Origin of the sequence: Neolewinella aurantiaca (assembly GCF_008014675.1) — a bacterium.
Lineage (GTDB): Bacteria > Bacteroidota > Bacteroidia > Chitinophagales > Saprospiraceae > Neolewinella > Neolewinella aurantiaca.
The window spans coordinates 1-14,432 of sequence record NZ_VOXD01000010.1; the positions used below are offsets into that span (position 1 = coordinate 1).

Genomic DNA, 14,432 nt, shown 5'->3' on the forward strand with positions numbered 1-14,432 from the left:
AGGTGTCATTTGTGCGAGACGTTTCTCGCTTGCGGGTCGCAAAGATACGCTCCCAATCACCACCCTTGCAAGTGTTTCTCAACTTTGATTCAATCTTTTTTCAACTTTGATGAAAAGTTGCGCTAAGTAGTCAATCATCCGAACATTCAGGAGGTAAAAGCGGTCATGTGCCAAACGTAAAAACCGATGGTTTCAGGAGCTGCTTCCATACTGAGGTTTTAAGCGGGCTTTCAACCGGTCTTTGCACCTGCGGCCCCGCCCAAAACAGCCACTATATATACCGTTGTATAGCTTCTGTCACGAATCTGCGGCCGAATAAACCTATATCGGTGGTCCACATAAAGCGGAATTCTTCAGAGAGGGTAGTTTCTCCGTTAAGAAAAGCCAATACCCGCTCCGGCGGATTGGTTGCAAATAAGTCGACAAACAATTCATCGGCCGGTAAATCTCCGTTCTGAAGGATGCGTAACAGGGTCGCATCATAAAGGATGTGCTTCGTAGGCCAGGGTGCGATCTGGGGTAAATCCGGAAATGCGTTTGCCATTTCAGTGAGTTGCCGCTGCAACGCGAAGAAAGTGTAGCCTGTGGAAGGGCGCGTAGCACCTCCACGCATACCTATATATATAAGGTTACCATCGCGGGCGGGGAACGGATAAGTCGTCATTGGGATGTTACCTCCTTCGGTATGGGTGACCTGGTAGTCTGCCTTCGTCCAGTAGTCATATATATAGGTCTTGAGCAGCGCATCGTATTCTTCCACTTTCAGGTGGTTGTTGCTGAAGATGGCGATTTCCACAAGAGCGCGCCGCTTGCTGAAGGGCATCACGTAGAAGAAGCGGGCCTCTCCGTGCTGTGGGGTACGAAAATCCATGAGACTCGCACGTTCAGGATCAAAGGTATCTTCTGTAGTTTCCACAAACCAGCCACGGAAATGCTGATCGAGGTAAGGTTCCTTTATCTGGCGGGGCCGCAGGTGCAGGGGAAGGGATGAGAAAGCAAGGTTTGCCGAATAAGATGCTCCTCCGGCTTCGAAGTGAACTTCCTCCCCTACCCTACGGACGTCTTCCGCCGGCGCATTGATCCGGACCAAACCTTCGATTGCGTCGATGACTTCGTTAACATGGTCGTAAAACTCGACACTACGGATGAGCTTGTATATATAAGGACTGATGTCACAGTCCAGATTCCTTGTCTGGTCGTGCACCGTAACCATGGGCCAGCGGTGATAAACGAGGTCTTCGAACGGACCGGGCTCTGCTTCCCAAAAGGACCAACTGCGGTCGTGGGCTGTTTTGCGTCCTTCCGGATCGACCAGTACGATGGACTTTCCCGCCAGTTTACCCGCTTTTTGGAGGTGGTAGAGAATGCTGAGACCGGCCAGGCCGCCGCCGAGTACCGCGATGTCGAATTTGTTTGTCATTATTTGTTTGCTACCAGGATTGGACGCTCGAAGGTTTAACTTCACTCCGCCGGTGGCTCCATTACGTTGAACACTTTGAGGTCCTTTAAAACCTTACAGCATGAAGTTAAGCACCACAAAGAAGAACAACTGCGCCAGGAAATATACCAACAAAACCGGACTACGAAAACGAATCCGGAAGAGATACAACGGCAATGAAATCAGGAAGGCGATCGCTGCCCAGGCCAGGTAGTTCTGTAGAGGAATTTCCCCGCGGCCCCACTGCCAGTAGTCGAGAGCGATGGCAACCGGTTCGATGGTTACGTCGTAGAGAGCGGTCAGGATGGCGGCCAGTAGTGGGTAGTAGGTAGTGGGTAGTGAGTAGTTCGTTAGAGGTGCGGCAGGATCGGAGATTCGCGATTCTTGATTCGCGATTCTTGATTCGCGATTGGTGGGCGAGGCTGGAGGGAAAAAGCGCTCAAGCAGTCTGATCGCGACTTCGTTGCAGGCAAGGGTAAGCACACACCAGTTCAGCGCGATCACGAAGGGAACGCCCAGCCACTGGAACCACATCGTTGGGCCGTATTTATACTCACCGAAGATGGCCCCGGTGGCGACACCGAGCGCTTCCATTACGAAAGTGAAGGCGTAGGCTACGGCTAACCACAGAAAAAGACGTTTGTCTTCATTGCTCCGGTAAATGGCGTAAAGCACCAGGCCGTTGAGCACGAAGAGGAGACCGTCGGTCGTCAGTTTAGTAACGGGCAGGACGGCGGGCAGGCAATGGGCCAGGGTTCCGCTGGTGAAAGCGAAGATCAGGAAATAGGATAAGTAGCGGTTGAAAATGTCCTGCTTCGTTTGGTTGACCTCCTCGATGGCTCGTTTGAATTTGATTTGTGGAGGTTAGGACAAAATTTCGGCGGAGTGGTTCAGTTTACTGCGGGTTCTTCTCTGCGTACATCGCAAGAAACTCCTCATTGTCCTCCGCTTCCTGTAGTTGGTCGTAGCACTCTTCGGCGAGTTCAGGTTGGCCCGTCTTACGGTATGCCATCCCTTTTATGTAGCAGGCGTGGGCATTATTTCTCGCGTCGAGCCCGTCTTCCAAGCCAGCAATGAGTTTGAGGGCTTTCTTGGCGCGGCCGCTTAGCAGGAGGTTTTCCGCTTCCATCAGGTCTAATCGCTCCACCAGACTTTCGGGGTTGCTTTTGTTCTTAGCGAGCATTTTTCGGGCGTCCTTCAACCCGTCGTTACTTGTGTTGGCGAGTCTCGCGGCAATCGCACCACTGGCAGCCCGGGCAGCAACCTGATAGTGCCGGGCCCGCAGAAAATGGGAATTGAAGGCATCGGGCTGTTCCGTTGCTACGAAATCAGCAGCGTAGGGGCCTTCCATGCCGGGAGGGAATTGGTTGAGTAATTCGACAATCGCTTCTTCGGTCATGTACCCCACCTTGCGGAAATATTCCTTACCATTAGCATCCTGAATAATGAGCGCGGGGATGGCTTTGATGCCGTACTTGGCAAGTTCGGTATTTGTATTGGTTGCATCCACGCGCCTGTTAACAAAGCGGCTCTGAAGTGCCTGAACGGTGTCTTGAGACCAGACCCGCTCATCCATTGTTTTGCAGGGGCCACACCAGGTGGCGTAAAAGTCGATGATAACGAAGGTGCCTTTTGCTGCGGCTAGGTTGGCGGCGGCTTCTTCGCTTAGGCGGGTGAAGGTGGTTTGGGCGGGGAGGGTGGTAGAGATGCAGAGAATCAACAATTGCGTAAATAGTCGCATATTTCGATAGGATTTTAAATTATTATGTATAACTAAAGCTCAAATTAGTACCCTGGTGCTTTCCCACTTCTTTTCATGCCGAACACAGGCCATAGTTTAGCCTTCTTTTTCTTTGCCTCTAACAAAATGTACTCTTCAAATTCGATTGAATAGGGAATTTTCCCTCTAGGTCTAAGTCCCATTTGTATTAAAATAGGAATAATGTGAAACTGTTTACATCTAAAGTCGTCACTTAACTTATATCCTTTTAAATTTTCAAATATTTTATTTACTGCTATCAAATCGTTGTTAACGTACTTAAAGCCAACAACATCAGTTGTCATGATACGCCCTGAAATTGTATCGATACAAAGAATTGCACAAAACTCACCCTTACCCTGCCATTTAAAGTCATTAGAACCGTCTGCAACTAATTCCACGAACTGATAACTGACTGAATCGGTGTAAAAGTCCCCACTTATGTCATCAAGAGCATTTTGTGCACAAATGTGACTAATGGCAGTCACAAAGATGCAAAACATCACTGTTGCTTGCCTATTAAAGTAGTGCGTAAATTTTGTTATAGTTGAAGTATTCATACTAACAATGATTAATCACAAAAAACAAAAAAGTAACTAGCAGTATCATCACTTTCTGGCCTACACCTTGATGATCTTAAAATTGTGACCACTTCATTTTCAGTGGTTCCATAATGGGTCAGGAGTTCATCCCAATAATCTGTCTCATTCAGTCCTTCTAGTGCCAGAGCAATTGCATGAGAAAAAGGAAGATCATGATTGAAAGTCATTAACAAATTAGCAATTTGATCAACATAACTGGTCCCCATAACTACATGGTCGTCAGTGTAATCATCACCAGTAGACGTAAAACCATAAATTGTTCGTATTGAATCTTGGCCTAAATAGTGTCTTTGGTATTCAATATACCCATGGAGAAACTCATGAACAATAGTTGATAATATCAAGTCTTGAGAGCAACCCGAAAAATCAGAACTGTTAGATAAAGTTATATCTGATCTAAAATATTCATCACCTGGGCCAAACGCTGTTGATTCCGTGGTGCCAGGAACCCCTATTCCAGTATTCCCAACATCAACGACCGCATTAACTGTCGTTGTGGTTCCAAATAAATTAACGAGTAAGGAAGAAAGCGTATGGCTAAGGTTAGTGAAGGAATTTAACGTCTCAAGCGCGCAAGGATAGTGTTCTAGAGAGTCTCCAATGCGTATACTATCAAATCTTGGGAGAATGATCAAAATATCCTCCTCCTCCTCACAATCCACCCCATCTTCAAGGCAGCGGTTATCACTGGAATTCGGATTATTATTAACCACGTTAACCCCACCACCAGTCCCTCCTCCTCCGCCGGGTGTTGGCCCGGAAGGCCCTCCCGGCCCAGGAGTCCCCCCAGTACATCCGGCAACAACTGTTACAATTGTTTCTACTCCCCCAGAGGTGCATTCCGTATACAGCACCACTGCCTCCCCACCTATTTGCCCTGTAACATCTTGGCAATTCAAAATCAGGTAATGGGTGGTGATTTTACAATCCTTGTTATAGAATTGACTTCGGGTTTCTATATCCAGTAACGATAATAAGTCATCGTACGTGTTTCCGAAAAGACTTTGGTCGAGGGCAGAAAACTTGACTACAAGGCTTTCTGAGGTATGATCTCTTAGAATACCATTTCCATTTTTACCCGCAAGGCGCAGAGAGTTGTAAGCCGGGTACCTTTTAACTTTCCCTCTGTAGATGTATTCGACATCTACTACTCCATGATCAAGGTAGTGCGTAAATAAAATTAATGCCTTCACCCGATCATCTTCCACCTTGAAGACTGGCACCAGGTATTGCGCAAAACTACTATTGATAGGAATCATGCGTAGGTGATTCCAGGCAGGAAAACCATCCGTGTCGAAATTCCACTGGTCCTGCGCCGCACTAAACTCTTTATCGAATGCTTTTTGTAATCCTTCAATTGGAACGCCGTTCTTATCAAAAGAACTCCCCTGAAGTAGAAATGGATTTGTATCGGACACGCAATCATTGTAGATGCAATTAACATCTTGCTTGTAGTCCAACGACAGGGCATCGTCGATTAAAGACTCCTCGTTACATGCCGTTAAGAACAACACAATGAGTAGGAAAGTAGGAAAGTAGGAAAGTAGGGTTTCATCAGGTTCATTTGTTTGCTAAAATACCGTTTTCTATCCAGACACCCAAATTTCTGCTTTATACAATGTCCCTGTTTGAACCTTAGCATTCTCACTAAAACCCCACCTCCTCAACCTCCGTCACCGAGTCAGGCAGCCAAACACCACGCCCTCCCTGGCTAAGAAACCCACTACCATAATAACACTCTTTCACGCTGGTGTGTCCATCCTTATACGTAAGGGACAGCCGGGCCGTCTTCGCCGCAGGCTGGTACCAACGCCCTCCGGCAGTGGGTAGCTCGTAGGCCCGGGTTGGCCCCTGGTTCTCGGCGGCAACCAGAACTTGCCCATCTGCCCCGCGTAAGCTGACGAGACTACGCCCGTTGCCGGGCACAAACAGTCCACTTTCCTGCATCGATAGGGAACGGAAAGACTTCGTTGCCGGGTCAAACAACAGCGCAATACCATTAAGTGCGTCGATGCGGCCACCACCGGTTTCGGCACCAAAGTCATTCCCGACGGCGACCAGGTCTTCGTACCCATCGTGGTTCAGATCGACGGTCGTTACGGCGAAGAGGGGGGCCAGCTGAGCGGCGGCGGGCAATTGATGAAAAGCAAAATTTCCGTCGCCCAGGTTTTCAACCCATGCTGAACGGAGGTAATTAGACTTTAAAGAGATCAAGTCTTTGGCTGGGAAATCCGTCAGAAATTGCTCCATCGTTACTTTCCCAAAATCCGCGTGGTACGGGTAGCGACCTTTAACCACAGAGAGTTGCTTTTCGGTATCCTTCCGCTGGAAGTGCGGGAACTCTTCCAGTTTACCGTCCGGACCCAGCGCGCGGTCTCCGAGCAGTAAATCGAAACCTCCGTTACGGTCAAAATCGGCGCCATAGAGGGCTACGTAATCTTCGCCATTCTGGTGGTAGAGGTGGTTGCCTCCGAAGTTGCTCGCCACGTAATCAATGTCTCCGTCCTGATCGAAATCTGCTCCCGTCAGTCCGTTCCACCAGCCATTATGCTCCTCAAAAACAGCAGGTGTTGCGTCAGCATAGGAACCTTCGGTGTTACGGAAAAGCCGGAGGGGCATTCCCTGACCTGCCACCAACAGGTCTACCCAACCGTCGTTGTCGTAATCGGTGAACAGAGCATCGGTCACAAGGCCGAGCTTTTGGAAAAGTCCGGAATCGGCAGCGGTGAACTTCCCGCTGCCATCGTTGAGCAGCAGGTAACTGTCCGCTGGCTCCGGGTAGCGGGCGGGGATTAGTCGGCCGCCAATAAAGAGGTCCAGATCTCCATCATGGTCAACGTCCGCAGCGCGGACGCAGGAGGATGAATTTTTAACGGCGGGTAAGGCAGATGCTGCGTGGCTGAATTTGCCCGTACCATCGTTGATGAGCAAGCGGTCGAGGTAATCATCGTTGGTCAGGCTGAGTTCGCTGCCTCCGGAGGCGAGGTAAAGATCGGCATCGCCGTCTCCGTCGGCGTCAAAAAACAGGCTACCGAGTTCTTCGGGACCTTTGGACAGTTGGATGGCCATTGGGTCGGCCACAAAACTCCCGTCGGCTTGCTGAATGAGCAGTTCTCCGGAGTAAAAATGAGAACCGCTACGGTAAAGATCATCCCGTCCGTCGCCGTTTACGTCAGCAACGGCCAGACCCGGTCCGTACTCCGATAGCTTATGTGGTAGCAGCGGCTGAACGTTGAAATCGATGAACAGGCTGTCTTTATGGGGGCCAAATGCGGTCACCAGGCCGGGAGCTTCCTGCAGGTAGGGTGAAGTCGTCATGCCTGCGACCTCTGCGTTTCGGGGCCGGTCACCGGCGGGGCCGTCGATGGTCATTAACTGGTTGACGGAGCCAACCTCGTGGCGAGACTGCTGGCCGTTGGGCCAGGTCACCGTCAGGTTGGCGGCCGTCAGCGTGTCCAACCCGAAGTGCAGATCCTGACTCACACTGGAGAGGTAGCCACGCACGGGGCTCTGGAAAACAGTCGACAGCAAACGCCCTTGTTTGTCGAGGAGATCGACCCGGGCGCCAACGGCGGCGGTATTGCCGTCTTTCTGGCGCAGGCGTACCGTCAGGTAGTTGCCTTTCTTCGCTTCACCATCCATGAGGGTATTGCGGTAGAGGAAGCATTTATCGTTGATGTTATTGACCACATAGTCGAGGTCTCCGTCTCCGTCGAGGTCGGCGTAAGCTGCGCCGTTGCTGTAGGATGGCTCGTTGAGGCCCCACTCTTCGGTGACCTTTTGGAAGGTTGGCACATCGCCACCATCATTGGCGTAAGCGTAGTTGGCTACTTTGACAGAAGGGATTTTGGGCAGCAGCATTTTCCGGCTGGCGATGTTGCCCACGGCAATATTGTAATCCATGAAATCGCCGTCAGTTACATCCTTCGGGAAGCCATTCGAGATCAGCAGGTCGCGGTCTCCGTCGTGGTCGAAGTCGGCGGCCAGGGGCGACCAGCTCCAGTCGGTTGCGGCGATGCCGGCCAGTCCTCCGATTTCGGCGAAGATGGGTTCGGAGCCGTTGCCGGGGCGTTGCCCCCGGGCCAGCTGAAGGACGTTACGGGTATACTGGTACTGGTAGCCGTAGCGATCGTTGTTGAGGTAGGCGTGGTAATTATTGGGCGGCATCATCGACTTCCGGCGGGCGTTGGTTTCGGGGAACATATCGAGGGCGATGACGTCTTCCAGCCCGTCGTTGTTGAGGTCAGATACGTCGTTGCCCATAGCTGAGTAGGCACTGTGCTTGAAGTAATCGTCGGCCCGGTCGGTGAAGGTTCCGTCCTGGTTATTGATCCAGAGGAGGTCGTTGGTGACGTAGTCGTTGGTGACGTAAATATCTGGCCACCCATCGTGGTTGATGTCACAAATATTGAGCCCGAGCCCGTAGCCGTCCATATTGATGCCTGCCGCCAGGGTTACGTTGGTGAAGACGGGGTGCCCTTCGCCCTGGTCGCCGTCGTTGCGGTAGAGGATGTCATTGCGGCGGCCTTTCCCGTCTCTCCTTTTGGGGAGGTAGCGGTTGGGGATGAGACGGTTGTCCATTTCGTTGACAACGAGGTAGAGGTCGAGGTCGCCATCGCGGTCGTAATCCAGAAAAGCGGCCTGAGTGGTATTGGAGGTGTCGGCGATGCCGTAGGCTGCGGCCTGGTCGCTAAATTGCGGGATGCCGTTGGCATCGTTTCCTTCGTTGATGAAGAGCATATTTTTGCGGCGGCTCCCCGGGGAGTAAACAGTAGCCGAGACGTAGAGATCCGGTCTGCCGTCGGCGTTCACATCTCCTACAACCACGCCACTGCACCAGCGCTCCGTCGCCCCGGTATTGCTTTGCTCCGTGACGTCCTCGAACTTCAGGTCTCCACGATTGATGTAGAGTGCGTTAGGGACGGTATTCCCCGTGAAATAGAGGTCCGGTTTATCGTCTCCGTTGAAGTCAGCAACGGCTACCCCTCCTCCGTTGTAGACGTACTCAAAATCGAGAATATTAAAGGTATCGTCTTCGGCAATGTTGTTTGCAAAACCCAGCCCCGTATCTTCACTGCTTGTTCTTTCGAACAGAGGAGGATTGGGCGCCGGAGCGCAGGTGCAAAGAAAAAATAAAAAGAGCAGGCAAAGGCACCAGCATTGTATTGACATCGACATAAAAGTGGTGATTGACTTTAGTGAATTCCGTACATCCCGGATACAAGGATAGTCGTTTTTTCTGAAAAAAGAAGCCCATCCGCTCAAAGCAAAAAATTGATCGCGACGAGAATACGCGGCTGATTTGCATCAATCGCAGAAAGAAAAACCACGTCTCAGAGCCGAAAAACGGCCTCCAAAACACCCTAGTAAGTGTTTTCTTCACACTAAGGCAAAAATAGTTCGACTTTGACAACTTCATTACGGATTTATATTCTATAATTGTGGTACGCTACAAACTTTTTTTCGCTTTTCCCCATGAATACATCAAAAACAATCGTTTGCACTTATTAGCAAAAAAGAATTGGCTAAGTTTTAAGCAGCCATTCAGGGCTAAGTTTCGTTCTCAGGAGAGAGTGATTAGTCTTTCACCCAATTTTTCGATCATACAATAAATACAACTCACTTAATTATGAAACAACTTCTATGCCTGCTGCTGCTCGTCTTGGGGACGGCGGCGGTTAGCGCTCAAACTAACCTTTCCGGCACTCTGCTGGACACAGATGGCTTCCCGCTTCCCGGGGCGACCATTCTGGCTAAAGGGACCAGCGCCGGTACGGTTGCTGATCTCGATGGCAACTACAGTCTCACCATTCCTGAAGGCATCTCTGAAATCGTCGTCTCTTACACGGGCTACGAAACCCAGACGATCGCCATCGACGGACGAACGACCATTGACATCGTACTTTCTGAGGGTGTTTCCCTCGACGAAATCGTTGTTACGGGCTATTCCGTTAAGAGTAAGCGCCAGACCACCGGTGCTGTATCTACGGTAAGTACTGCTCAACTCGCTGCTGTACCCAGTGGCAACGTCGAGCAGCAGCTTCAGGGTCGTGCACCTGGTGTTACGGTGATCACCAATGGTCAGCCGGGTACCAGTTCCATCATCCGTATTCGTGGTTTCGGTTCATTCGGGGGCAACTCGCCGCTGTACGTTGTTGACGGAGTACCGGTAGACAACATCGAATTTCTTAACCCCGACGACATTGAGGCAACCTCGATCCTGAAAGATGCTGCTTCAGCTTCTATCTACGGTTCCCGTGCAGCCAGTGGCGTTGTGGTTATTCAGACCAAGCGCGGCAAAAAGACCGCCCAGCCACTTAAGGTCAGCTACAACGGCCTGGTTGGATTTACTGATCCCGGCAACGGTCCTGACTTCCTCACTCCTCAGCAGGATGCCGACAAAGCATGGGAAGCACTTCGTAACGATGGCCTCTCTCCCGGAGACGACGGCTGGGGACATCCTCAGTACGGCGACGGTGCGACCCCGGTACTACCTGACTACATCATGGTTGGTAACCAGGCGGGTGTAAGTGGTTCCATCGATCTGGAAGCCCAGCGTGAACTGTACAACATCGATGCCCGCGCAGGCGACCTTTATCAGGTTATGGCTGCCAACAAAGAGGGAACCGACTGGTACGACGCAATTACCCGTACCGGTATCCTTCAGCGCCACACCCTTGGCTTCTCCGGTTCAACTGAGAGCTCACGCTACTACGTTGGCATGGGCGCACAAGTGCAGGAAGGCATCCTTCTCAACAACGACTTCAAGCGCTACAGCTTACGGATCAACACCGAATTTGACCTTGGTAAGTACGTCCGTGTCGGGGAGAACTTCCAGATTACGCACCGTCAGACCAACGGTTTGCTTGGCGAAAGCGGTGGCTCCGGTGTATCGGATGACGAGAACAGCATCCTCGGCGCATTCCGTATGAACCCAATCATCCCTGTTTACGACGAATTTGGTGGTTACGCAGGGACCCGCGCGCTGGGCTTTAACAACCCACGTAACCCCGTTGCTGAGCGCGACGGCGTTGCTGACAACAGAGGTTTCAGCAACCGTCTCTTTGGCAACGTATATGTAGAGATTGAGCCTATTCAGGACCTTATCTTCCGTTCCAGCTTCGGTGGTGGCTTCATTGGTTTCCACAGCAACTTCTACAGCCGCCAGACCTACGAGAATTCTGAGAACAACGGTAGCTTTGGCTACGGTGAAAACCAGGGTTACTTCAACGACTGGACCTGGACCAATACTGCTAAGTACAAAAAGTCATTCGGTTCCAACAACTTCGACATCCTGGTAGGCTACGAAGCCATTGAAGCAGGCAACGGCCGCGTAAGCGGTGCCAGTGGTATTAATCCATTCAGCCGTGACATTAACTTCATCAACCTGTCTACGGTTTCGGCCAATCCTCCTTTCAGCAGCTACAGCGTTCCTGTCAAGTTTGCCTCTGTTTTCACACAGTTGAACTACAACTGGAACGACAAGTACTACCTGACCGCAACACTCCGCCGGGATGAGTCCAGCCGCTTTGGTGCAAACCAGCGTACCGGTACTTTCCCTGCCTTCTCTGCTGCATGGCGGGTAACTGCCGAGCCATTCATGGCCAACCAGAACTTCTTTACCGACCTGAAAATTCGTGGTGGTTACGGAGAAATGGGTAACTCCAACAACGTAAACGCTAACAACCGCTTTTCGCTCTTCGCCCAGTCGTTAGGTGCATCCAGCTACCCGATCGACGGAAGCAATAACGCTGTAGACATTGGATTCTTCCAGAGCCGTATCGGTTCTGAGAATGCACGTTGGGAGACTTCTGTCACCTCCAACATCGGCTTCGACGCCACAATTCTCGGAGGCAAAGTAGACGTGATTGCTGACCTGTGGCGCAAGGAAACCAACGACCTGCTCGTACAACTTCCCCTGCCAGCTGTAAACGGTTCGGCAGCAGCTCCGGTAACCAACATCGGTAGTATGCTTAACCAGGGTCTCGACATGGCCATCACTTACCGTGATAAATTCAGCAGCGACTTCGGTTTTGAGGTAACACTGAACGGTGCATTACTGAAAAACGAAATCACCAAATTCACCGACGACGTTGACTTCTTCGATGCTACCGGTTCCCGTATTACCGGTACAATTGTACGCAACGAGGTAGGCCGCTCCCTTTCTTCCTTCTTCGGATACAAGGTAGTTGGTCTCTTCCAGGATGACGCGGAAATTGCTAACGCTCCTACACAGCCTGACGCCGCTCCCGGACGCTTCCGTTTCGAAGACAACAACAGCCGTAATGAAGACGGTGAGCTTACCGGCGTGCCAGACGGTATCATCGACGAGGCAGACCGTACCTTCCTTGGAAGTGCCGTTCCTGACTTTACCGGTGGCCTTAACCTCAAGCTTACTTACAAAAACTTCGACCTGGAGACATTCCTGTACGCCAGCGTTGGTAATGAGATTTACAACAACTCCAAGTGGTTCACTGACTTCTACGGAACATTCAAAGGGGCTTCTGTTTCTTCACGCGTTCTTGACAGCTGGACACCGGAGAACACTGACACCGATGTGCCGATTTACGAAACAGCTTCGAACTTCAGTACTTCTCAGCAGTCTACCAGCTACTACGTCGAAGATGGTTCTTACCTGCGGATGCAGTACCTCACCCTGGGCTACACCCTCGACAACAGCGCGTTTAACGGAGCGTTCAACAACCTCCGCCTGGCTGTTTCCGCCACCAACCTTTTCACAATCACCGGTTACGACGGCCTGGATCCTGCCGTTGGCGGTTCTGCGGACACTGACTTTGGTGTTGACGTAGGTAACTACCCAACCACCCGTGGTTTCAACTTTAACATCAGCCTGGACTTTTAATTAAGGACAGCTATAAAATAATAAAACATGAAAGCATTAACTCGCTTTTTCTTGCTACCCCTGGCATCCCTCCTCATGGCGGGTCTGCTATGGACCTGTAGCGACGACTTTCTCGAAGTGGCCCCCCGTGGCTCCCTCGACGAAAACGTACTTAGTTCAGAGGCCGGCATCGAAGGTGCTCTGCTGGGTGCCTACTCTCAACTCGGTGGCCGAGGGAACTACTTCTCCGGCGCCTCCAACTGGGCAAACGGCTCTATCCAGGGCGGCGAAGCCAATAAAGGCACCAACGACGGTGACTTTACTGAAATCAACGAACTCGTTCGTTACCAGCTTCAGTCTACTTCCCGTATCCCCAGTGATCGTTGGATAGGAATCTTCGACGGTATTACCAGAGCAAACTCTGCCCTGAAACTGCTCTCTCTTTCTGACGACGTTCAGCTGACCGAGGCTGACCGCGCGCGTATCGAAGGTGAAGCACGCTTCCTGCGTGGACACTACTACTTCCAGCTGAAGATTTCTTACAACCAGGCTCCTTTTCTCACTCCGGAGCTTTCCGTAGAAGAGCAGCAAATGGTTGTTTCTTCAGAAGACATCTGGGACGAGATCGAAGCGGACTTCCGCTTTGGTTACGAGAACCTTCCTGAAACACTCGCCGAAGCCGGTCGTGCCAACAAATGGGCTGCCGGTGCTTACCTCGGTAAGACTTTGCTTTACCAGGAGAAGTGGGGCGAAGCCCGTACCGTTCTCAACGACGTAGTAACCAACGGTAAGACCACCAACGGTCAGTCATACGGCCTGCTCGACAACTACGCCGACGCTTTCAACGCTGAGTTTGATAACAGCAAAGAATCTGTATTCGCTGTCCAGGCAGCTGCTAACTCCGGTACAACCAACGTAGCGAACCCGGACATGGTACTGAACTTCCCCCACAACAACGGCCCGGGTAACTGCTGTGGATTCTTTCAGCCTTCATTCGACCTGGCGAACTCTTTCCGCACCAGCGACGGGTTGCCACTTCTCGACAACTCCTACAACAGCGAGGAAAATCGCCTTGTCACTGACTTTGGTGTTGCCGCCAACGACGCCTTCACGCCTGATGACGGCCCCGTTGACCCGCGCCTCGATCACAGTGTAGGCCGTCGCGGAATTCCTTACCTCGGTTTCGGTCCCCACCCCGGCGTTGCTTACGTAAGAGATCAGCCCTACGGTGGTCCTTACACGCCTAAGAAGTTTGTTTACTACGCAGACCAGGAAGGCTCCCTCTCCGACGGAACTTCATGGACAAAAGGTTACGGCTCGATGAACTACAACATCATCCGTTTCGCCGACGTACTCCTTATGCTCGCCGAAGCTGAGATTGAGTCAGACAACCTCGACGCAGGTCGTGACCTGATCAACCAAGTACGCGAGCGCGCAGCGCTTTCCAGCAGCATGATTATGAACGACGACGGGACGCCTGCAGCGAACTACGAGATCGCCAACTACGATTCTTTTGCCGACAAAGCAGAAGCGCTTTCTGCTCTCTACATGGAGCGCAAGCTGGAGCTGAGCGGCGAAGGTCACCGCTTCTTTGACCTCGTTCGTTGGGGTGTTGCAAAATCTGAGCTCGATCGCATCATTGCCAACGAGCAGATGTTCCTGCCCATCGCGTACTCGGGTGCTTCATTCACTACTCCACAGGATCTTTACTACCCGATCCCACAAGGTCAGATTGACCTTCAGGGTTCCGATGTTCTGCCGCAGAACCCAGGCTACTAAGCCGATCCTTAA

At 51.4% G+C, this 14,432-nt stretch carries 8 protein-coding genes; 2 read left to right on the forward strand and 6 right to left on the reverse strand.

Annotation, left to right across the window (positions count from 1 at the left end):
• Nucleotides 1-271: 271 nt before the first annotated feature.
• The 6 genes from FUA23_RS08015 to FUA23_RS08040 all read right to left on the reverse strand — a co-directional run bounded on the left by FUA23_RS08015 (nt 272) and on the right by FUA23_RS08040 (nt 8,977).
• The gene (locus FUA23_RS08015) at nt 272-1,420 is read right to left on the reverse strand and encodes an FAD-dependent oxidoreductase (RefSeq protein ID WP_147930215.1); all 1,149 of its coding nucleotides are present in this window, start codon (nt 1,418-1,420) and stop codon (nt 272-274) included.
• A gap of 93 nt (nt 1,421-1,513) precedes the next feature.
• Nucleotides 1,514-2,128: a carotenoid biosynthesis protein gene (locus FUA23_RS08020; protein WP_246144086.1), complete on the reverse strand. Its 615-nt coding sequence runs from the start codon at nt 2,126-2,128 to the stop codon at nt 1,514-1,516.
• A gap of 205 nt (nt 2,129-2,333) precedes the next feature.
• Nucleotides 2,334-3,179 (reverse strand): thioredoxin family protein, encoded by an 846-nt coding sequence (locus tag FUA23_RS08025; RefSeq protein ID WP_147930217.1) that lies wholly within the window; start codon nt 3,177-3,179, stop codon nt 2,334-2,336.
• A 44-nt stretch (nt 3,180-3,223) separates the two neighbouring features.
• Nucleotides 3,224-3,757 (reverse strand): hypothetical protein, encoded by a 534-nt coding sequence (locus FUA23_RS08030; RefSeq protein WP_147930218.1) that lies wholly within the window; start codon nt 3,755-3,757, stop codon nt 3,224-3,226.
• 11 nt (nt 3,758-3,768) lie between these two features.
• Nucleotides 3,769-5,217, reverse strand: a complete 1,449-nt coding sequence (locus FUA23_RS08035) for a hypothetical protein (protein ID WP_147930219.1) — start codon at nt 5,215-5,217, stop codon at nt 3,769-3,771.
• A gap of 229 nt (nt 5,218-5,446) precedes the next feature.
• On the reverse strand, nt 5,447-8,977 hold the full coding sequence (locus FUA23_RS08040) for a VCBS repeat-containing protein (RefSeq protein WP_147930220.1): 3,531 nt from the start codon (nt 8,975-8,977) through the stop codon (nt 5,447-5,449).
• Between the two features lie 451 nt (nt 8,978-9,428).
• Here FUA23_RS08040 and FUA23_RS08045 point away from each other — a divergent pair, with 451 nt between their 5' ends.
• Together FUA23_RS08045 and FUA23_RS08050 are read left to right on the forward strand one after the other, a co-directional pair.
• Nucleotides 9,429-12,662 carry a SusC/RagA family TonB-linked outer membrane protein gene (locus FUA23_RS08045; protein WP_147930221.1) on the forward strand — a complete coding sequence of 1,078 codons (3,234 nt, stop codon included), beginning with the start codon at nt 9,429-9,431 and terminating at the stop codon, nt 12,660-12,662.
• 27 nt (nt 12,663-12,689) lie between these two features.
• Nucleotides 12,690-14,420 carry a RagB/SusD family nutrient uptake outer membrane protein gene (locus tag FUA23_RS08050; RefSeq protein WP_147930222.1) on the forward strand — a complete coding sequence of 577 codons (1,731 nt, stop codon included), beginning with the start codon at nt 12,690-12,692 and terminating at the stop codon, nt 14,418-14,420.
• Nucleotides 14,421-14,432: the final 12 nt, after the last annotated feature.

Coding starts and splice junctions, on each gene's coding strand:
- FUA23_RS08015 (WP_147930215.1), bottom strand. CDS start 1,420: ATGACAAACAAATTCGACATCGCGGTACTCGGCGGCGGCCTGGCCGGT.
- FUA23_RS08025 (WP_147930217.1), bottom strand. CDS start 3,179: ATGCGACTATTTACGCAATTGTTGATTCTCTGCATCTCTACCACCCTC.
- FUA23_RS08030 (WP_147930218.1), bottom strand. CDS start 3,757: ATGAATACTTCAACTATAACAAAATTTACGCACTACTTTAATAGGCAA.
- FUA23_RS08040 (WP_147930220.1), bottom strand. CDS start 8,977: ATGTCGATGTCAATACAATGCTGGTGCCTTTGCCTGCTCTTTTTATTT.
- FUA23_RS08045 (WP_147930221.1), top strand. CDS start 9,429: ATGAAACAACTTCTATGCCTGCTGCTGCTCGTCTTGGGGACGGCGGCG.
- FUA23_RS08050 (WP_147930222.1), top strand. CDS start 12,690: ATGAAAGCATTAACTCGCTTTTTCTTGCTACCCCTGGCATCCCTCCTC.